Genomic DNA, 19821 nt, shown 5'->3' with positions numbered 1-19821 from the left:
GCCCTCCCACACAACACAGAACTTGAGGTTTGTATGACCCACCCCCGCTGGCTGCGCAACGTGCGCCCCTACGGCTCCACCGCCGAAGACCTGCTGATCGAAAACGGCCTGTTCAAACAGCGCCGCCCGGCATCGTCCGCGGCACTGACCGCCACCGACATCGACGGCCAGAACCAGCTCCTCACCCCGGCCCTGGTCGAAAGCCACGTCCACCTCGACAAAACCCTTTGGGGCCAACCCTGGCGCCCGAACAGTGCCGGGCCGACGCTCAAGGATTACATCGCCAACGAGCGCCGAGTGCTGCGTGACGTGAAAAGCCCTATCGCCGAACGCGCCGGCGCCCTGCTGGAAAACTGCATTGCCCGTGGCTCCCTGACCATGCGTTGCCACGTCGACATCGACCCGGACTTCGGTCTGCGCCATGTCGAAGCCATGCAACAACTGCGCGAACGCTACCGCGACCTGATCGACCTGCAACTGGTGGTGTTCCCGCAAACCGGTCTGATCAGCCGCCCCGGCACCGCCGAACTGATGCGCGAAGCCATGGCGCTGGGCGTGGAAAACGTCGGTGGTCTCGACCCGTGCGGCATCGACAACGACCCCGTCGCCCAGCTCGATTTCGTGTTCAAACTGGCCAGTGAATTCGACCGCGGTGTCGACATTCATCTGCACGACAAAGGCGAACTGGGCCTGTGGCAAATCGCGCTGATTGCCGACTACACCGAACATTACGGGCGTCATGGTCGGGTAATGATCAGCCATGCGTATTGCCTCGGAATGCTGCCGTGGAGTCAGGTCAAACCGGTGGCCGAACGGCTGGCGGCGCTGGGGATTTCGCTGATGAGTTCGGCACCGGCCGATTGCGCGGTGCCGCCGTTCCTTGCATTGCGCGAGGCCGGGGTGAATGTGTGCCTGGGGTCGGACGGTATTCGCGATGCCTGGTCGCCCATGGGTAACGGCGACATGCTGGAACGGGCGATGTTGCTGGCGTTTCGTTTCGACCTGAACAAGGACGAGGAACTCGCGGCGGCGTTTGCAGCGGCGACCGTGAATGGCGCGCTGGCGCTGGGCTGTGAAGATTATGGCGTGGAGATCGGTCAACCGGCGGACTTCCTGTTGATGCCGGTGCAGACATTGGGTGAAGCGGTGGTTTCGCGGCCTCTGCGGCAGGTGTATCGGCGCGGCGAGTTGATAGCCGCAGGCGGCCGACTGCTGGACAGCCGCTTGTGAAACGCATCGCCCTGAAAAGCAGCTGTGTGGTCGGTTTCGACGGAACGCAGCATGTGCTGTGGCGTGACGGCGAAGTGGTGTTCGAAGGCTCGCGCATCGTGTTTGTCGGGCGTGGCTATCCGGGCCCGGTGGATCAGTGGATCGATTACGGCAACGCGCTGATCGGTCCCGGCTTCATCGACCTGGATGCGCTCGGCGACCTCGACTCCACGGTGCTGACGCTGGACAACGGCGATGAACGCGACATGGGCCGGATGTGGTCCGAAGACTATCTGGCCGCCGGTCCACGGGAGAGTTACTCCGCGGATGAAGAAGTCTTCAAGTACCGCTACGCCTTCACGCAGTTGATCCGCAATGGCATCACCACCGCCATGCCGATCACCTCGATGTATTACCGCGAGTGGGCCGAGACCTACGACGAATTTGCTGCGGTGGCCGGTGTGGCGGCCGAACTCGGACTGCGGACTTACCTTGGCCCCTGCTACATGAGTGGCATGAGTTACTGGCGCACCGATGGAAGCCTCGGGCATCACTGGGATGAAGCCCGGGGCATGGCCGGGCTCGACGCGGCTGTACGGTTTTTCGAGGATTTCGACGGTTCACATGACGGTCTGATTCGTGGCGCGCTGCTGCCGGATCGCATCCAGACCTGTACCCCGGCGCTGTTGCAACGCACCGCCGCGCTGAGCCGTGAGCTGAACGCGCCGATGCGGTTGCATTGCTGTCAGGGGCTCGGCGAGGTGGCGATGGTCGAGCAGTTGCGTGGTGTTTCGCCGCTGGCCTGGCTGGAGCAATCAGGTCTGCTGACGCCGCGCAGCCTGCTGCCCCACGGCATTTACACCCACGGTGATGAAGACCTGCAACGGGTGGTGAATGGCGGCGCGAGCCTGGTGCATTGCCCGGTGGTGTTTGCCCGGGACGGCGAGGCGCTGAACTCGTTCGGGCGCTATCGGGCCAAGGGCGTCAACTTTGCGCTGGGCACTGACACCTGGCCGGCGGACTTGCTGGAGAACATGCGTCAGGGGTTGAACATCGCTCGCTTGATGGAGGGCGGTGGTTCGCTGACCAGCACGCTGGACATGTACAACGCCGCCACCCTCGGCGGCGCCAAGGCGCTGGGGCGTGATGATCTCGGCCGACTGGCGCCGGAGTGCAAGGCCGACATCACGGTGTTCAGCCTTCGCGGCCTGCATTTGGGGCCGCTGTTCGATCCACTGAAAAACCTGGTGCTGGCCGGGCGCGGTGACGACTGCATCGCCAGCTACATCGATGGCCGCTGCGTGATGCAGGACGGTCAGGTTCAAGGCGTCGACTACCCCGCCTTGCAACGCCAGGCCCAGCGACAATTCGAAACACTGATGCGCAGCCACAGCGATCGGGCCTTTGGCCAACCGGACTGGAAAACCCTGTTCAAACCGGCCATCCCGTTCGCCGACGACTACAGCGCACACGCGCCGCTGAGCGCAATGAATCCCCTTCTCTAGAGATTTCTGCCCATGCAAAGCTTCGACTTCAGCACCCTGAGTGCGCGGGACAAATACAAGATTCTGATCGGCAGCGTGGTGCCTCGGCCCATCGCCTTGGTCACCACGATTGATGGCGAAGGACGGATCAACGCCGCGCCGTTCAGCTTCTTCAATGCGCTTTCGGCCGACCCGCCGATCCTCGCACTGGGCGTGGAGAACTACGGCGACCAAAGCCCCAAGGACACCACCCGCAATATCCAGCTCAATCAGGAATTTACCGTCAACATCGTCAGCGATGCATTGGTGGAAGCCATGAACGTCTGCGCCGTGCCCTTCGCCCCCGGTTTCGACGAACTGACCGCCGCCGGTCTCACGGCCATTCCCGGCACCACCGTGAAATGCCCTCGCATCGGCGAGGCGCCCGTGGCGCTGGAGTGCCGACGGATGATGGCGCTGTCCATCGGGCAGTCTCGGGAGATCATCTTCGGTGAAGTGCTGATGGCCCATGTGCGGGACGAACTGATCGACCCGAAAACCCTGTACATCGATCAACTGGGGCTCGATGCGATCGGGCGGATGGGTGGGCATGGGTATGCGCGTACCCGGGATTATTTCGATTTGCCGACCCGCTCGTTGCAGGCGTGGACGGATGCGCCGGGGGGTGGCGAGCGGTTTTGGCCGGTTGCCAAATAAGCAGCCATCACACACAACCTGTGGCAAGTGAGCTTTTGTGGCGAGGGGGCTTGCCCCCGTTCGGCGGCGAAGCTGTCGCGAAAACAGTGAATGCGGTGTGCCTGATTAACCGCGATTGCAGGGTTTGGGGCCGCTTCGCAGCCCAACGGGGGCAAGCCCCCTCGCCACAAAAACTCACTTGCCACAAAAATCCCCTCACCACATGAGCTCCCTCGCCACAGGTCAATGAAAATCCCGGCTGCGCACATTGATGCCGTCGAGTAGCGGGCTCAGGTCGCTCAAACGACCTGCAATCAAATGCCGCACCTCGCCTTCCTTCTCCCAGCGCCCATCGACCTTGAGCAACTGCGACCCCACCAACACCTTCCGTTGCCGATCAGCCAGGTCACGCCAGACCACCACATTGACGTTGCCGAACTCGTCTTCAAGGGTGACGAAGGTCACGCCGCTGGCGGTGCCCGGACGCTGTCGACCGGTCACCAGCCCGGCGACGCTGACCGGTCGGCCATGCTCGACCTCCAGCAGCTCCTTCGAACTGCGGCAGCGCCGGGCTTTCAATTCGCCCCGCAACAGGGCCAGCGGATGCGGGCCGAGGGTGGTGCCGAGGCTGTTGTAATCCGCCAGCAGGTCTTCGCCGACCGTGGGTTTTGGCAACGCCACCGCGTCCTCTTCCTGGCTCGGCAAACCGGCGAACAAACCCAATTGTTTCTGCACCCCCGCCACCTCCCAGCGCGCCCGATGCCGGTCACCGGCCAACCCACGCAACGCGCCAGCATCGGCCAGTTGCTCCTGCGCACGGGCATCGAGCCGCGCCCGTTCGCCGAGGTCGGCGATGTCGATAAACGCCCCCTTCGCCCTCGCGACTTCGATTCGCCTCGCATCGTCTTCGCGAAAACCCTTGATCATCCGCAGCCCCATGCGAATCGCTGGCTGCGCACCGATGATCGGTTCAAGGCTGCAATCCCAGTCGCTGGCGCGCACGTCCACCGGGCGAATCTGCAAATGATGCCGGCGAGCGTCCTGCAGAATCTGGTCCGGGCTGTAGAAACCCATGGGCCAGCTGTTGATCAGCGCACAGGCGAAGGCCGCCGGTTCGTGGCATTTCAACCAGCAACTGGCATAGGTCAGCAAGGCAAAACTGGCAGCGTGGGACTCGGGGAATCCGTAGCTGCCAAAGCCTTTGATCTGCTCGAAAATCTGCGCGGCGAATTCTGGCGTGTAGCCTTTTTTCTTCATGCCCGCAGCGAGGCGGTCCTTGTGCGGTTCTAGACCACCGTGACGTTTCCAGGCGGCCATGGAGCGGCGCAACTGATCCGCTTCGCCGGGACTGTAGCTGGCGGCGACAATCGCAATCTGCATGACCTGTTCCTGAAACAGCGGCACACCGAGGGTACGTTTCAACACTTCCCTCAACTCTTCAGAGGGGTAGCTTTCGAGCTCTTCCTTGTTTCGCCGCCGCAGGTACGGATGCACCATCCCGCCCTGAATCGGTCCGGGGCGAACGATGGCCACCTCAATCACCAGGTCATAGAACTTGCGGGGCTTGAGCCTGGGCAGCATCGACATTTGTGCCCGGGATTCGATCTGGAACACGCCGATGGTGTCGGCACGGCTGATCATGTCGTAGGTTTGCGGATCTTCGGAGGGCACCGTCGCCAGGCTCAAGTCCAGGTCGCGATGACGGCGCAGCAGATCGAAACAACGACGAATCGCGCTGAGCATGCCCAAGGCCAGAATATCCACTTTGAGCAGCCCGACCGCATCGAGATCATCCTTGTCCCACTGAATGATGGTGCGCTCGGCCATCGCCGCGTTTTCCACTGGCACGAGGCTGTCCAGCGGCTGCTCGGAAATGACGAAGCCGCCGGGGTGCTGGGACAGGTGCCGGGGAAAACCAATCAGTTGCCCGGTCAGGCTCAGCACTCGGCGCAATACCGGGCTGTCGGGATCGAAGCCCCCTTCACGCAGGCGTTCCACGGGCGGCGTTTCATCACTCCAGTGACCGCAGCAATCGGCCAGGGCATTGATCTGATCCGGCGGCAAACCCAACGCCTTGGCCACATCGCGTACCGCGCCGGCAGCGTGGTAGGTGCTGACCACCGCGGTCAACGCTGCGCGGGTCCGGCCATAACGCTGGAACACATACTGCAAGACTTCTTCGCGGCGTTCGTGCTCGAAGTCCACATCAATATCCGGCGGCTCATTGCGTTCCTTGGAGAGAAAACGCTCAAACAGCATGTTCATGCGCTCCGGATCGATCTCGGTGATGCCCAGGGCGAAACACACCGCCGAGTTGGCCGCGGAACCTCGCCCCTGACAGAGAATTTTCTCGCGCCGGGCGAAGGCGACAATGTCCTGCACGGTCAGGAAATAGCTTTCGTAACCCAGCTCGGCGATCAGCCCCAGCTCCTTGTCGATCAGCCCGCGCACCTTCTCGCTCGCGCCTTCGGGCCAGCGCTCGCGAATGCCGCGTTCGGTCAACTCGCTCAGCCAGGACGCTGCGCTGTGACCTTCCGGCACCAGTTCGCGGGGATACTGATAACGCAACTGGCCAAGATCAAAGGTGCAACGCCGGGCAATGGTCAACGTTTCATCGAGCAACGCTTGCGGGTAGATCGATTGCAAGACATCGAGGCTGCGCAGATGCCGCTCGCCATTGGGGTGCAGGCGCAACCCGGCCTCGGCCACCGGCACGTGATGACGGATCGCGGTCATGGTGTCCTGCAAGGCGCGTCGGCCACGGGTGTGCATGTGCACATCGCCGCTGGCCACTGCCGGGATTCGCAGTTCCCGCGCCAGTGTCAGCAATGCGCTCAATCGCCCTGTGTCGTCCTGGCCGCGATGCAGCTGGACCGCCAGCCACAGGCGCTCGGCGAAGGTCTGCTTCAGCCAGTGGCCGCTTTGAAAATCATCGACCGCATCCGGCACCCACAACACCAACAGCCCCGGCAACGGCTCACTGAAATCCTCCCGCAGCACCTGATACTGACCTTTCTGCGTGCGCCGCCGTGCTCGGGTAATCAGCCGGCACAGGTTCTGGTAGCCCTCAAGGTTCTCCACCAGCAGCACCAGTTTCGGACCGTTTTCGATGCGCACTTCGCTGCCGATAATCAATGACAGTTCCACGGATTTGGCCGCTTGCCAGGCGCGGACGATGCCCGCCAGGGTGCATTCATCGGTGATCGCCAGCGCCTGATAGCCCTGTTTTTTCGCCCGCTGAAAGAGTTCAAGGGCGCTGGAAGCACCGCGCTGGAAACTGAAGTTCGACAGGCAGTGCAACTCGGCATAGTCGATACTCATGCGAACCAGCCCTGCAACCACAACGGGCCGTCCTCACCGACTGCACGATAGGCCCAGCCCTGCTGGCCGGAACGGGTTTCGATCAGGTAGTAATCGCGGCGCACGTCGTCGCCGTCCCACCAACCGGACTCGATGCGCTCCGGGCCCATGAGGATGCGCGTCGAACCTTCGTGGACCGCCTGCGGTTCAGTCAGCAGCCAGCCCGGACGCTGCACGCCCGGCATGTCCCCGCAACGCTGGCTGTCTGCACTGGCCTGCCACGCGCACTCCGGCCGGTGATCGGCCTGGAACCGCAAGCCATGCACCGCGTCATCCCCCAGCCGCGCGCGCAAGCGTTCGCGCAGTTGCTCCCAGGGCAAGGACTGCTGCGGGCGATCGTCGAACAGTTCCTGATACTGGGGAACGAAGGCCGGCAGGTCTTCGGCGCGCAGGCGAAAACCGCGTACCGGCGCCTCGACCTGGACTTGTTCCAGGCGCCCTCGGGCCAGTTCAAAAAGCATCGCCGGATCGCGCTCGGCACTGAGCAGGCCGACCTTGATCACGCTGTCCGGTAATCCGACATGCTCCAGGTGCAGGTCGAAACGCTGCACGCCGCTGTCGCGACCGCACAGGAACGCCGACAGATCGCCGGTCAACCGGCGTAACGGAAACAGCAGCGCCTGATGGGACTGCACGTCGAAATTGAGCTCGATGCGCACATCGAACCGGTCCGGCGGCAGATAGAACGCCAGGGCCAGTCGCCGCGTGCCAAGCAGAGCATCCAGGTGCTTGAGCACCTGAGACTCGAAACGCCGGGCCAGACTCTGCCGGGGCAACGCCTGCACCTGGCTCAAGGTACGCAGCCCCATGCGCGACAACGCCGTGGCGACGCTGGCCTCCAGCCCGATCCGGTCGACGGGCAATTGCCCCAGATGATGCTGCAAGGCCTGATCGTCGGGCACCACCAGACCGTCATAGGCGTTGGCCAGAATTCGCGCCGCCACCGGGTTGGGGGCCGCAACGATCCGATGCCGAAACCCCAGCTCGCCGAGTTCGGCGCGCAATCGCGCTTCGAGTTGCGGCCAGTCCCCGAACAGTCCCAGGCTGGACTCGATTTCAAACACCACCGCCCGCGGGTAATGCACGCTGACCTGGGAACTGAAGCGGTAGGCCCACGCGGCGAGAAACTGTTGCCAGTGTTCGATCTCGGCGGCGTCGTATTCCGCCGTGACAAAGCCTTTGCTCAAGGCCTGGGCGGCGGTCATCGACTGGCCGGGTCGCAAGCCCAGCGCCCGGGCCGGAGCGTTGACCGCCTGCAACACCCGACGCTGCGCGGGGCCAGTCAGCAGCGCCAGCGGTTCATCGGGATCGGCGCGCTGACGCAGTACCGCGTCCAGCGCCAATTGCGGGAAAAGAATGCAGACCCAGCGCATGGCAACCTCAATGCCCCACGGGGAAGGCAATCGGCGCCGAACGGGCCAGCCCGCCACGGCACTTGAGCACGCGCAATTGCGCAGGCCTGGCATCGATGGCGATGCGCAGGGCCGCGGGCGAAGGATTGATGGCTTCATTGATCGAGCGGTAGGCGAATGCCAGGGTCGAGCCGGTTTCCGCCGCCACCTGCAAGCGCCGCAACGCCCGGTCATCAGCCTTGTGCGGCCAGCACAGCACCGCGCCGCAACTGCCCGAACGCAAGCATTGTTCCGCCGCCCACAGCGCATCGCGCTCGCTGGCCTGGATGATCGACAACTGACGCAGATCAACCCCGGCGTTTTGCCACGCTTGCGGATATGGCACGTATGGCGGCGCCACCAGCACAATGCGCTCGCCCGCTGCCGACAGCCGCGCCAGCGCCGGCCACACCAGTTGCAGCTCGCCAACGCCCTGCCCGGCCAGAAGGATTTCGGTCAGCGCCGCTTCCGGCCAGCCACCGGTGGGCAACGCCGCATCCAGCGCGGCATGCCCGGTGGGTTGCGGGCTGACGGTCGGTGGCGCAGGCCGGCCCTTCCAGACCTGGCCGCCATTGAACAGCGTATCCAGCGCAACGACGGCGCCCATCACCCTTGCCTCACCAGACCGCAAAACACCCCTTCGATCGCGAGGTCCTGATCGGCTTGAACGATGATCGGCTGGTAGGCCGGGTTACGCGGCAACAGGCGCACCGCGTCGCCGACCCGCTCGAAACGCTTGATGGTCACTTCGCCATCAAGCCGCGCCACGACGATCTGGCCGTTGAGCGCTTCGGGGTTGCGGTGCACACCCACCAGATCGCCGTCGAGAATGCCGTCCTCGATCATCGAGTCGCCCTTGACCCGCAGCATGTAGTCCGGCGCCCGCGAAAAAATCGAAGGATCAAGCAACAACCTACTGTGCACCTCGGCATCGGCACCGATCGGCGCACCCGCCGCCACTCGACCGAGAACCGGAATGTCCAGCAACTCGGGCCGCGCCGGTTGCCCGAGCAAGCGAATGCCCCGGGCCTGATTGGGATTGACCTCGATGAAACCGGCTTCGGTCAGCGCCAGCACGTGCTTGCGCGCCACGCTGCGGGAGGCGAAACCGAAGGCCTCGCTGATTTCAGCGAGGCTCGGAGACTGGCCGTGCTCCGCGATTCGATCACGGATAAAGGTCAGGATGGCGGTACGGCGGGGAGTAAGATTCTTCATGGAGTACATTTGTACTCTTTTGGCTTTTTCCTGGCAAGGACTTGTAGGAGCGAGCTTGCTCGCGAAAAACGATCTGGCGCCTCGGTTCCCCCAATTGCAACGCGTTATCGTTGACGACCATCGCGAGCAAGCTCGCTCCTACAAGGGGGTGCCAGAAACCCTGCGATGTAATCGATAAACGCCACGACCTTGGCCGTCGCCCGCCGATGGCTCGGGTACACCGCCAGAATGTGCGCGCCAAAGCTGTCCGGATCGATGTCGTAGTCAGCCATCACCCGCACCAGCCGCCCGTCGGCAATGTACGGCGCGGCACTCCACAGCGGCGTGTGCAGCAAGCCGTGTCCGGCCAGCGCGTTGGCCAACAGCAGGTCGTAATTGTCGCTGCGCAAACGCGGTGCCGGCGGTTGCGGCAGGCTCAGACGCTGCCCGTCGCGCTCGGCCCACCAGAATTCGCGGCTGAGCAACGGATGGCGATACAGCAACCATTCGTGGTCATCGAGGGTTTGCGGCGTAACCGGTAATGCCTTGCGCGCCAGATACGCCGGGCTGGCACACAACGCCAGGCGATTGCTGCCGACGACGCGGGCGATCAGCCCCGGCAAATCGTCATGACCTTCGCGCAACGCGAGGTCGTAACCGCTTTCCAGCAGGTTGACGAATTCATCGCACAGGTCCACTTGCAGATTGATCTGCGGATATTGCTCCAGAAAACCGCCGCAGACCTGATCCAGAAAAGCCTGCCCATACGCCAGCGGCGCGGTGATTTTCAGGTTGCCGCGCAAGCCATGCTGCAACTGCTCGATTTCCTCGCCGGCCTCGTCCAGTCGCTGCAATACCTGGCGCGCGGTTTCCAGATAGAGCCGCCCGGATTCAGTCAGCAGAATTCGGCGGGTGCTGCGCTCGAACAGTCGGGCACCCAGCTCGGCTTCCAGGTGATTGACCGCCTTGGTCAGGGCCGACGGTGTCTTGCCCAATTGCTCGGCGGCGCGACTGAAACTGCCCAGTTGCGCCGTGACCACGAACATTTTCAGTGCACCCAACTTGTCCATGCTTTTTCCATTCCGGCAAAAACGTTTTTCGTGAGTGAGGCGTTCTGCTGCGCTCGGTCAGCCACTAATCTGGCCATCAAACGCAATAACAAGGAAACATTCAATGAAAAGATTCATCCCGAATCTGTTGATGGCCGCCGTGAGTTTTGCCTCGATGGAAGCCATGGCAGCAGCCGACCTGGTGCTGCTCAATGGCAAGATTTTCACCGCCGACCGCGCCAACCCGAAGGTGCAGGCGCTGGCAGTGCAGGACGGCAAAGTGCTGCAGGCCGGCAGCGATGCGCTGATCAAAAACTTGATCACAGCTGAAACCAAAGTGGTCGACCTCGGCGGCAAAGCGTTGATGCCGGGACTGATTGACAGCCATTCCCACGGGATTTTCGGCGGTCTGGAAATGGTGTCGGCCAACATGGAAGACGAGGTGGTCGAACTCGACGAGCTGGAAAAACGCCTGCGCGGCTGGCGGGATGACGGCAAAGCGAAGCATGGCGATGTGCTGAGCGTGGCCGGTATGAGTTCGGCTTATTGGGCGCAGGCCGAAGCCTTTGGCAAAACATTCAACACGGGCGAATGGGCCAAGGTGCCCGTGGTGTTCACCGGCAGCGACCATCACACCGCGTGGGCCAATAACGCGATGCTCGAACGCGCCGGCATTGATGCCGCGCTGCTGAAAAATCTGCCCGACGCCGAGAAAGACACCATCGGCAAACTCGCCGATGGCAGCCCCAACGGTTTCGTGGTGGATGCCGGTTGGGACCGTGTCGCGTCGAAAATGCCGGTGCCGAGCGCCGCCGACATGCTCAAAGCCGCGCAATCCGCCGTGCGCTACAACAACAGCCTCGGCATCACCGCGTGGATGGACCCCGCTGCCAACGCCGCCCCCGGCGAGCCGGTATTCGCGCTCAAACCCACGGAGAAAACCGTCGGCGTGCTGCCGGTGTACAAAGCGCTGTCCGAAACCGGCGGCATGAGCGCCCACGTCGCCGCGCTGTTGGTGGCCAACCCGAAAAGCGTGCCGGCCGATCTCGATACGCTGGACAAGGTCCGCCAGCAATTCCAGGGCATCCCCAACCTGACCCTGCCGGGCGTCAAGATCTTCGCCGATGGCGTGATCGAGTACCCGGCGCAGAGCGCGGCGATGATCGATCCGTACAGCAACTCGCAGAAACAGGGTGAGTTGCTGATCGATCCGAAGCATTTCGGTGAGCTGGTCAGCGCCATCGATCAGCGTGGCTGGAGGGTGCATATCCACGCCATCGGCGACCGTGCGGTGCGCGAGGCGTTGAACGGCATCGCTCAGGCGCGCAAGGATCGCCAGAGCGGCGTGACGCATTCGATCACGCACCTGCAGATGGTCAACCCGAAAGAATTTGCGCGGTTCAAGCCGCTCAACGTCATCGCCTCGATGCAATTGCTGTGGGCCACCGCCGACGACTACACGCTGGACATGATCAAGCCGTACGTCAGCGCCCTCGCCTTCCGCTATCAATACCCGGCGCACTCGCTGCTCAAACAGGACGCGACCATCGCTGGCGCCAGTGACTGGCCGGTGTCTTCGCCGAACCCGTGGAACGCCATGGCTCAGGCCATCACTCGCGACGGCCCGTTGGGCGTGCTCAACGCCTCTGAACGCCTCGACCGCGAAACCATGTTCTACGCCTACACCCTGAACGCCGCGCGCACCATTGGCCTGGAGAAGCAAATCGGGTCGCTGAGCCCCGGCAAGCAAGCTGATTTCATCGTGCTGGACCGCGACGTGTTCAGCGTCGACAACAAAGCCCTGCACGACACCCAAGTGCTGCAAACCTGGTTCGCCGGCCGCGAAGTCTACGCCCCCGCCCTCTAAGAACAATCACCTGAAACCACTGCCCGACCCCGCGCTCGTCGCCGGGGTTCGGCGCAGCCTTGCGCCAAAAAAACTGCCCCTGACAACCACAATAAATAACGGGACGCTATCCATGAAAGCTTTCACCCTGTTCGCCCTCGGATCCTTGAGCGTGCTGCCCTTGAGCAGTCAGGCGATGCCCTTGAATGACGACTTCGCCGTGCTGGCCGACGTGACCCTGGCCAGCGATTACCGCACCCGCGGCATTTCCCAAACCCAGAATGATCCTGCCTTGCAGGCCAGCGTCACCCTGGCCCACAGCAGCGGTCTTTACATTGGCGCCTGGAGTTCCAACGTCGATTTCGGCGGCGGCCTGAAAACCCGTCAGGAAGTCGACTACTACGCCGGCTGGCTCTGGCAAGCGACCGATGCGGTCAGCCTGGACCTCGGCTACCTGAAATATGCCTACCCCAAAGAAAGCCAGTTCAATCAGGGCGAAACCTACGCCATCCTCAGCGTCTACGGGGTGAAGCTCGCGGCCTATTACTCCGACGATGCGCCGGGCATCGATAGCAAGCAGAGCTCGCTGTACAGCTATGTTGGTTACGAAACGGAGTTGCCTTACGACACAGGCCTGAAACTGCGATACGGCAACATGGATTTCAAGGATCCGTACCTGTACTCGACCTCGGGCGATGCGCAAGACTCGTACCGCGAATGGGAAGTCAAACTGACCCACGAACTGGCCGGTGTGATGCTGGGCTTGAGTTACATCGACACCGACCTGTCGAAAAGCCAGTGCGCCAGCAATTGGGGGTTTGATGATGTGTGCAGTGCCACTGTCGTGGCGAGCATCAGCAAGTCGTTCTGACCCACACAGATTCCCCCTGTAGGAGCGAGGCTTGCCCGCGAAAGCGTATAGCCTGACACACCGCCTTCGCGGGCAAGCCTCGCTCCTACAGGTTCAGGTCAAACTGGAGAGGTAGGGCCATGGGTAGATCCCGCGTTCGTGGCCGTCACTGAAGATCAGTTGCAGGCCGTAGCCTTGTGAGTTGAGTTCGACCACGCGAATACGTGAATCAACTTTCACCGTCAGCCCTTGCAAACGAAACGCCCGGCATTGCGAGCACGGGCACTGACGACGCAATTCAGCATGATCCAGCAACTGCTCACGGCCATCCGGCCAGTTCAGCCGCAGTTGCTGTTTGCTCCGGGAATTGCCGATCGCCAGCGGGTTCATTGCAACTGGCTCAACGCGATGCGCACGGCTTTGCGCACTTCCGGGTCGCCGTCGTCTTGCGCGGCCTGCAACGGGGCAATGGCGCCTTTGTCGTTCAGTTCTCCAAGGGCCAGCGCGGCTTCCTTGCGCAGATTACTGATGCGGTGGCCGAGGGTTTCGATCAGCGCTTCCAGCGCCGGGACGTAACGCAAGCGACCGAGGCTGCGGGTGGCGCGCAGGCGCACTTGCCAGTAATCGTCGCTCAGTGCTTCGACCAATGCAGGGCCGGCGTCGGTGTGCCCGACTTTGCCCAGCGTGGTGGCGGCTTCTTCGCGCACTTGCCAGGCATTGTCCTGCAAGGCCTGGCGCAGGGCCGGCAGGACGTGCGCGTCAGACGCCAGGCCCAACGCTCCGGTGGCGGCGCGACGGACTTCGGTGTCCGGGTCGTCGCTGGCCAGTCGCGCCAACGCCGGCAACGCATCGAGCTGTTTGAGCCAGCCGAGCACGCCAACCGCCTCGCGGCGAACAGCGGCGTCTGCATCGTTCAACGCCCCCACAGCAGCAGCGGCAGCATCGGGAAAACGCAACTCGCGCAAGGCCCTGAACGCGGCGATGCGCACACTGATGTCGGAATGCCCGGTCCACGGCAGAATCACCCGCCCGGCCGCCTCACTCTTGAGCAGGCTCAAGCTCTGCGCGGCGGCGGATTGCACGGCCAGCGCGGGATCGGTCAGGGCCTGGCACAGCGCCTCGACCACCGGCTCATCCTCCCAGGCTTCCAGCAAACGCGCGGCTTCGGCGCGAACTTCTTCGGTCGGGTCTTCGGCCAGTCGATTGACCAGCCACAGCAAGCCGTCCGGCTCTTCGAGGTCGGCCAGTTCGATCAGGGCAATCCGGCGCACGCCGGGGTCCTCATCCGTCAGGCGCGGTTGCAGGGCAAGGATGTCGTCGTTATCGGTTACATCGAATAGAGAGGTCATAGGGCAAATCGCGGCAGTTTGTTTTCAGGAGGAAGTCCGAGAGGGTTCAGGCGCGGTAACTGCTGACCGTCTTCGTGACGCAGTAATTCGAGGCAATGGCGCTTCAAGCGGGAGAACTCGTGGCTGGTCACCAGTTCGGTGGTGCGTGGCCGTGGGAAGTCGAGGTGCAGGTCTTCGATGATCCGGCCGGGGCGCGAACTCATCACCAGCAGCCGGTCGGCGAGGAACAGCGCTTCGTCGATGTCATGGGTGACGAACACCACGGTGGTGCGGATGCGCGTCCAGATATCCAGCAGCAGCTCCTGCATGTTCAAGCGAGTCAACGCATCGAGGGCGCCGAAAGGCTCGTCCATCAGCAACAGGCGCGGACGATTGATCAGCACCCGGGCGATTTCCACCCGCTGCTGCATGCCACCGGAGAGCTGATCCGGCCAGCGCTCGGCAAACCCTTCAAGGCCTACCAGCGCGAGAATTTCGTCGGCCGCCTTGTGGCGTTCCGCTTTGCCGATGCCGCGCATTTTCAGGCCGAACGCCACGTTGTCGCGCACCGTGCGCCAAGGGAACAGCGTGTGCTGCTGGAACACCATGCCGCGCTGCGGTGAGGGCGCCGACACGTTTGCGCCGTCGACCTTGAGACTGCCGGCGCGGGGTTGCAGATGGCCGGCCAGTGCGCCGAGCAAGGTGGATTTGCCGCAACCGGACGGCCCGAGAATGCACACGAACTGTCCCGGTTCGATCTGGCAATCGAGGCCTTGCACCGCCTCGAACGCGGCGCTGCCCTCCCCCAGGCTGATCGACAGTCCGCGAATATCGATTCGCCCTTCAGGGTGTTGAAAAACGCTCATCAGGCTTTTCCTCGTGGTCGATGCCAGGGGGTGAACAATCCGCCCAGTCGTTTGATCAGCAAGCTGCTGCCCATGCCTAGTACGCCGATCAGCAACATGCCGACCACGATGTCGGCGTAGTTCTGGATGGTGTAGGACTCCCAGGTGTAATAGCCGATGCCGTACTGGCCGGAGATCATTTCCGCGGTCACCAGGCAGAACCACGAGGTGCCCATGCCGATGGCGAGGCCAGTGATGATGCTCGGCGCAGCGCCGGGCAAAATCACCTCCAGCAGGATCGCCCGACGCCCTGCGCCGAGGCTTTTCGCCGAGGCGATCAGGCGTGGATCGACGCCTTCGACGCCGTGCACGGTGTTGAGCAGGATCGGGAACAGCGCACCCGTGAACGTGATGAAGACCATCGACAGCTCCGACGACGGAAACATCAGGATGGCCAGGGGAATCCAGGCCACCGCCGGGATCGGGCGCAGGACTTCCAGCGGCGGCAACAACAGATCTTCGGCCCATTTCGAACGGCCGATCGCCAGGCCCAACACGATGCCGATGATCAGCGCCGCGAGGTAACCGGCGAACACCCGGCTGAGGCTGCTGCTCAGGTGCCGGGCAAGCTTGCCGGAGTCGCCAAGGCCCAACGCCGCTTCAATGACCGCGAACGGTGTTGGCACGTTGGCGAACGTGACCAGGCCGAGGTTCCAGTGTTGGCTGGCGGCGAGTTGCCAGAATAAAAGGCAGAGCAGTATCGAAGCTGCTCTTGGAATCCAGCGTGCATATGATCCGTACACAATTCTTCCTCTCAACCGAGCCCCTGTAGGAGCGAAGCTTGCTCGCGAAGGTGTATCAGTCGACATCGATTTGGCTGATACACCTTCGCTCCTACAAGGGGTCTGCGGTGTTCTGGCGGTTAGCGGACGGCAACGGCCTGGGTCGTGGCGTCGGTGAAGTCGAGGACTTTGCCGCCCTGAGCCGTGGCGAATTGCTGGGCCTGGCCTTTGAGCAGGAACGCGCTGAGGCGCCCTTTCGCATCACTGGCAAACCACGCCTGATCCGCCAGCAACTTGATCCCGCTGTCACTCGCCTGGGCATACACCGCGCGGATGTTTTTGCCTTCCTGCTTCAGGCTCGCCAAGGCTGTAAACGCAGACTCCGCCGAGGCGTACTGACGGACTTTCGGTTCGCCGCGCACCCAGATCTCGGCCACATGGCTGAAGTCGGTGATGACTTTACCGCTCAAGGCATCCACCGCTTTCAGAGGCGTCTGGCCGTAGTTGGCCAGTTGCGCGGTGTAGTCCAGATTCGACGCCTTGAACGCGGCGCGGATGTACTGGTCGTCGATGAAGGTGTTGAGGTCAAGGCCGCGATCAGCCTTCTTCAGCAGCTTGAGGGTGTCGATGGCGGTGCCGACCGCCTGACGGTATTCCGGCTTCCAGCTCAGGTCGCGGGTCTGCACGCCGAGTGGGCCGTGAAAAAGGTAATTGACCTCGGCATCGACGCCGGTGACCTTGGCGATCAGCTCGCTGTATTTCTCGGGTTCTGCCGCCAACAACTGGTTGGCTTCGATGCTGGCGCGCAGGTAGGCGACGACAATTTCCGGGTACTTTTTTGCGTAGGCCTGATCGACCAGTGCGCCATGGAACGTTGGCGTGTTGGCCTGGGAACCGTCATAAATCTTGCGGGCGAAACCACGGCTCGGGAACAGTTCGGCAAAGGGCACGAAGTCGGCGTGAGCGTCGATCTTCCCGGCCTGCAACGCGGAACCGGCGACTTCCGGCGGCTGGGCGATGATGTTCACGTCTTTCAGAGGGTCCCAGCCTTGCGCGGCCACGGCGCGCAGCAACATGCCATGGGCGGTCGAGGCGAACGGCACGGAAATGGTCTTGCCCTTGAGCTCGGCCAGCGACTGCACGCCCGAAGCGCTCGGCACCACGATGCCGTTGCCGCTGCCCTTGATGCTGCCCGACAGCACGCTGATAAACAGGCTGTGCTTGCCCGCGGTTTCGAACGCGACGCCGTTGAACGAACCGGGGAAATCGGCCATGGCGCCGAAGTCGAGTTTGCCGGCGACCATTTCGTTGGTCAGGGGCGCGCCGCTGGTGAAGTTCTTCCACTCCACTTCATATTTGGCGTCTTTGTATTGGCCGTCGTGGGGCAGGTATTTGTCCAGCAGCCCCAACTCGCGAATCAACAGGCCGCCGGCGGCGCAGTTGATCGTGGTGTCCTGGGTGCCGATGGCGATGCGGATGGTTTCGGCGGAAGCCGACAAGGTGAATGAGGCCAGTACCAGACCGGCCAATGCTGCACGCAGCGATGTTGGCAAAGACATGATGAATCCCCTCGAATCATTTATAGGATGTTCGTCTCCGCCACGATCAGGGCGCGGTGGGAAACGAGGGGTGTTGGGTGAATCCAGCGTCCGGTGTTTCCGGATGGCTTTGGGTTGTCTGGGCGGGCCTCATCGCTGGCAGGCCAGCTCCCACAAGGTTCTCTGTTGCCAGCGAAATCTGTGTCCCACTGCAAATCCCTGTGGGAGCTGGCCTGCCAGCAATGGCGTCCTTTCAGTCACCGCAGTAAATAAGGGATTTCGACTTTGACAGCCCCGGTCGGGCAGTCCTTTTCGCACGGCATGCAGTACCAGCATTCGTCGAAAGCCATGTAGGCCTTTTGCGTGGCCGGGTTGATCGCCAGCAAGTCCATCGGACAGACGTCGACGCACACGGTGCAGCCTTTGTGGGCGATGCACAGGTCCTCATCGACCGTGACCGGCGCGTTGGAGCGAAAGAAGATTTCCTGAGGTTGATAGGCCATTTCGCGGTCTCTCCGTTTGTGAGGCTCAGGCCGCAAAGGCACCGACGCGCAGCCGGTCGTAGGCCTGCATTTCTTCGGCATCCAGCGGGATGATGTATGGCTCGACGGCTTTCTTGAAACTGGTCATCTGGCCATCGTCGCCCTTCTTCAAGTGGCAATGGCAGAACCAGTCGCTGTCGTTGCGCTGCGGGTGATCGACTCGATAGTGATAAAGCCCCCAGCGACTTTCGGCGCGGAACAACGAAGCCCGGGCGGCCATTTCGGCGCAGTCGCGGATCATGCTGACTTCCATCGCGCGCATCAGTTCGTGGGCGTTGTGGGCCTTGATCTGATCGAGGTCGCGCTGGATATCACTGAAGCGTTGCAGACCGATTTGCATCTTCTTGGTGACCTTCGGCGGCTGCAGGTAATCGTTCACAAAGCGCCGCAGCTTGTACTCGACCTGGGCCGGCGGCAGTCCGTGATCGCGGTCCAGTGGCGCGTAGACCCTTTGTTTTTCCGTTTCGATCTGCCTCGCATCAACCGCTGAAAACTCGCGTTCGGCCACGAAGTCCGCCGCGTTGGTGCCGGCAAACCAGCCGTAAGTGAACGCACCGAGCATGTAGTTGTGCGGCACCGCGGCCATGTCACCCGCCGAGTACAAACCCTTGACCGAGGTTTCCGCTTTCTCGTTGACCCATACGCCGGAAGCCGAGTGACCGCTGCAAAATCCGATTTCGGAGATGTGCATCTCGACCATCTGCGTGCGGTAATCGGTGCCGCGATTGGCGTGGAACTGGCCGCGACTCGGACGCTCGTTGCTGTGCAGGATCTCTTCGATGTTCTGGATGGTTTCCTCGGCCAGGTGATCGAGCTTGAGGAACACCGGACCGTTACCGCTCTCGAGCTCCTGATGGAACTCCCACATCATCTGGCCGCTCCAGTAGTCACACTCGATGAAGCGTTCGCCCTTGTTATTGGCGGTGTAGCCACCCAACGGGCCGGTGACGTAGGCGCAGGCCGGGCCGTTGTAATCCTTGATCAGCGGGTTGATCTGGAAGCATTCGAGGTTCGAAAGCTCAGCCCCGGCGTGATAGGCCATGGCGTAACCGTCGCCGGCGTTGGTCGGGTTTTCGTAGGTGCCCATCAGGTAACCCGAGGACGGCAACCCCAAGCGCCCGGCGGCACCGCAGGCGAGAATCACGGCTTTGGCCTTGATCACGTGGAAGTCGGCGGTGCGGCAATCGAAGCCCATCACGCCGTTGACCGCGCCCTCTTCGTCCGTCAGCAGACGCGTGCAAACGACGCGATTGGTGATGCTGACCCGCGCCCGCTTCAACTGGCGGTACAGGACTTTCTTGATGTCGTGCCCTTCCGGCATCGGCAGCACGTAGGCGCCCATGTGGTGAACCTTTTTCACCGCATAGTCGCCGGTCTCGTCCTTCTCGAACTTCACGCCCCAACGGTCCAGTTGCTCGATGGTTTCGAAGCTGTGGGTCGCGTAGGCATACACCGCCGCCTGATTGACGATGCCGTCGTTGGCGATGGTGATTTCCTTGGTGTACTGCTCCGGCGTCGAATGCCCGGGAATGATCGCGTTGTTCAGGCCGTCCATGCCCATGCTGATCGCGCCGCTGCGCTTGACGTTGGCCTTGTCGATCAGCAACACCCGCAGATCGCGGTTGCGCTCCTTGGCTTTGATCGCGGCCATCGGCCCGGCAGTGCCACCGCCGATCACGACGATGTCGTATTCCTGTTCGAGCGTCTTTCTAATCATAGAGCCACTAG

Annotated in this window: 17 protein-coding genes; 5 read left to right on the top strand and 12 right to left on the bottom strand. The window is 62.5% G+C overall.

Annotated features, from left to right (window positions below):
* Positions 1 to 33 precede the first annotated feature (33 nt).
* From ACA066_RS12130 to ACA066_RS12120, 3 genes are read left to right on the top strand one after another with little or no spacing between them, the layout of a single operon-like run.
* Positions 34 to 1230 (top strand): amidohydrolase family protein, encoded by a 1197-nt coding sequence (locus ACA066_RS12130; protein WP_497699402.1) that lies wholly within the window; start codon positions 34 to 36, stop codon positions 1228 to 1230.
* Complete coding sequence (locus tag ACA066_RS12125; protein ID WP_497699401.1) at positions 1227 to 2714, top strand: amidohydrolase family protein; 1488 nt, start codon at positions 1227 to 1229, stop codon at positions 2712 to 2714. Before ACA066_RS12130 ends, ACA066_RS12125 begins: the two co-directional genes overlap by 4 nt.
* 12 nt (positions 2715 to 2726) lie before the next feature.
* Complete coding sequence (locus ACA066_RS12120; protein WP_214382871.1) at positions 2727 to 3389, top strand: flavin reductase family protein; 663 nt, start codon at positions 2727 to 2729, stop codon at positions 3387 to 3389.
* A gap of 222 nt (positions 3390 to 3611) precedes the next feature.
* Here the strand turns inward: ACA066_RS12120 and ACA066_RS12115 are convergent, their stop codons facing one another.
* The 5 genes from ACA066_RS12115 to ACA066_RS12095 all read right to left on the bottom strand — a co-directional run bounded on the left by ACA066_RS12115 (position 3612) and on the right by ACA066_RS12095 (position 10383).
* Entirely contained in the window at positions 3612 to 6710 is a 3099-nt protein-coding gene (locus tag ACA066_RS12115; RefSeq protein ID WP_497699400.1) for an error-prone DNA polymerase, read from the bottom strand.
* Complete coding sequence (locus ACA066_RS12110) at positions 6686 to 8101, bottom strand: Y-family DNA polymerase (protein ID WP_497699399.1); 1416 nt, start codon at positions 8099 to 8101, stop codon at positions 6686 to 6688. Before ACA066_RS12110 ends, ACA066_RS12115 begins: the two co-directional genes overlap by 25 nt.
* A 7-nt stretch (positions 8102 to 8108) precedes the next feature.
* Positions 8109 to 8726 (bottom strand): translesion DNA synthesis-associated protein ImuA, encoded by a 618-nt coding sequence (imuA, locus tag ACA066_RS12105; RefSeq protein ID WP_084323463.1) that lies wholly within the window; start codon positions 8724 to 8726, stop codon positions 8109 to 8111.
* Positions 8726 to 9343 carry a transcriptional repressor LexA gene (gene lexA, locus ACA066_RS12100; protein WP_497699398.1) on the bottom strand — a complete coding sequence of 206 codons (618 nt, stop codon included), beginning with the start codon at positions 9341 to 9343 and terminating at the stop codon, positions 8726 to 8728. Before lexA ends, imuA begins: the two co-directional genes overlap by 1 nt.
* A gap of 95 nt (positions 9344 to 9438) precedes the next feature.
* A complete protein-coding gene (locus ACA066_RS12095; RefSeq protein WP_497699397.1) occupies positions 9439 to 10383 on the bottom strand; it encodes a LysR family transcriptional regulator in 945 nt (314 codons plus the stop codon).
* A gap of 103 nt (positions 10384 to 10486) precedes the next feature.
* On the opposite strand from ACA066_RS12095, the gene ACA066_RS12090 reads away from it, so the two are divergent.
* Positions 10487 to 12229: an amidohydrolase gene (locus ACA066_RS12090; protein WP_497699396.1), complete on the top strand. Its 1743-nt coding sequence runs from the start codon at positions 10487 to 10489 to the stop codon at positions 12227 to 12229.
* A gap of 112 nt (positions 12230 to 12341) precedes the next feature.
* Positions 12342 to 13079: a TorF family putative porin gene (locus ACA066_RS12085; protein WP_497699395.1), complete on the top strand. Its 738-nt coding sequence runs from the start codon at positions 12342 to 12344 to the stop codon at positions 13077 to 13079.
* A gap of 93 nt (positions 13080 to 13172) precedes the next feature.
* On the opposite strand, the gene ACA066_RS12080 is transcribed toward ACA066_RS12085, so the two are convergent.
* The 7 genes from ACA066_RS12080 to ACA066_RS12050 form a co-directional block, all read right to left on the bottom strand.
* Entirely contained in the window at positions 13173 to 13448 is a 276-nt protein-coding gene (locus ACA066_RS12080) for a DUF971 domain-containing protein (RefSeq protein ID WP_214382855.1), read from the bottom strand.
* Complete coding sequence (locus ACA066_RS12075; RefSeq protein WP_497699394.1) at positions 13445 to 14407, bottom strand: HEAT repeat domain-containing protein; 963 nt, start codon at positions 14405 to 14407, stop codon at positions 13445 to 13447. Before ACA066_RS12075 ends, ACA066_RS12080 begins: the two co-directional genes overlap by 4 nt.
* Positions 14404 to 15252 carry an ABC transporter ATP-binding protein gene (locus ACA066_RS12070; protein WP_497699393.1) on the bottom strand — a complete coding sequence of 283 codons (849 nt, stop codon included), beginning with the start codon at positions 15250 to 15252 and terminating at the stop codon, positions 14404 to 14406. Before ACA066_RS12070 ends, ACA066_RS12075 begins: the two co-directional genes overlap by 4 nt.
* A complete protein-coding gene (locus tag ACA066_RS12065) occupies positions 15252 to 16034 on the bottom strand; it encodes an ABC transporter permease (RefSeq protein ID WP_497699392.1) in 783 nt (260 codons plus the stop codon). Before ACA066_RS12065 ends, ACA066_RS12070 begins: the two co-directional genes overlap by 1 nt.
* A 119-nt stretch (positions 16035 to 16153) precedes the next feature.
* A complete protein-coding gene (locus ACA066_RS12060; RefSeq protein ID WP_497699391.1) occupies positions 16154 to 17572 on the bottom strand; it encodes an ABC transporter substrate-binding protein in 1419 nt (472 codons plus the stop codon).
* Positions 17573 to 17808: 236 nt separating this feature from the next.
* Positions 17809 to 18054, bottom strand: coding sequence for a 4Fe-4S dicluster domain-containing protein (locus tag ACA066_RS12055; protein ID WP_007946457.1), 246 nt, complete (start codon positions 18052 to 18054; stop codon positions 17809 to 17811).
* Between the two features lie 25 nt (positions 18055 to 18079).
* Positions 18080 to 19810: a fumarate reductase/succinate dehydrogenase flavoprotein subunit gene (locus ACA066_RS12050; RefSeq protein ID WP_497699860.1), complete on the bottom strand. Its 1731-nt coding sequence runs from the start codon at positions 19808 to 19810 to the stop codon at positions 18080 to 18082.
* Positions 19811 to 19821: the final 11 nt, after the last annotated feature.

The sequence above is a fragment of the Pseudomonas sp. LBUM1651 genome, from assembly GCF_059716135.1.
Note: the sequence above shows the minus strand (reverse complement) of the source record. Positions and strands in the feature narration are given on the sequence as shown.

Coding starts and splice junctions, on each gene's coding strand:
- ACA066_RS12130 (WP_497699402.1), top strand. CDS start 34: ATGACCCACCCCCGCTGGCTGCGCAACGTGCGCCCCTACGGCTCCACC.
- ACA066_RS12120 (WP_214382871.1), top strand. CDS start 2,727: ATGCAAAGCTTCGACTTCAGCACCCTGAGTGCGCGGGACAAATACAAG.
- ACA066_RS12110 (WP_497699399.1), bottom strand. CDS start 8,101: ATGCGCTGGGTCTGCATTCTTTTCCCGCAATTGGCGCTGGACGCGGTA.
- imuA (WP_084323463.1), bottom strand. CDS start 8,726: ATGGGCGCCGTCGTTGCGCTGGATACGCTGTTCAATGGCGGCCAGGTC.
- lexA (WP_497699398.1), bottom strand. CDS start 9,343: ATGTACTCCATGAAGAATCTTACTCCCCGCCGTACCGCCATCCTGACC.
- ACA066_RS12095 (WP_497699397.1), bottom strand. CDS start 10,383: ATGGACAAGTTGGGTGCACTGAAAATGTTCGTGGTCACGGCGCAACTG.
- ACA066_RS12090 (WP_497699396.1), top strand. CDS start 10,487: ATGAAAAGATTCATCCCGAATCTGTTGATGGCCGCCGTGAGTTTTGCC.
- ACA066_RS12085 (WP_497699395.1), top strand. CDS start 12,342: ATGAAAGCTTTCACCCTGTTCGCCCTCGGATCCTTGAGCGTGCTGCCC.
- ACA066_RS12080 (WP_214382855.1), bottom strand. CDS start 13,448: ATGAACCCGCTGGCGATCGGCAATTCCCGGAGCAAACAGCAACTGCGG.
- ACA066_RS12075 (WP_497699394.1), bottom strand. CDS start 14,407: ATGACCTCTCTATTCGATGTAACCGATAACGACGACATCCTTGCCCTG.
- ACA066_RS12070 (WP_497699393.1), bottom strand. CDS start 15,252: ATGAGCGTTTTTCAACACCCTGAAGGGCGAATCGATATTCGCGGACTG.
- ACA066_RS12060 (WP_497699391.1), bottom strand. CDS start 17,572: ATGTCTTTGCCAACATCGCTGCGTGCAGCATTGGCCGGTCTGGTACTG.
- ACA066_RS12055 (WP_007946457.1), bottom strand. CDS start 18,054: ATGGCCTATCAACCTCAGGAAATCTTCTTTCGCTCCAACGCGCCGGTC.
- ACA066_RS12050 (WP_497699860.1), bottom strand. CDS start 19,810: ATGATTAGAAAGACGCTCGAACAGGAATACGACATCGTCGTGATCGGC.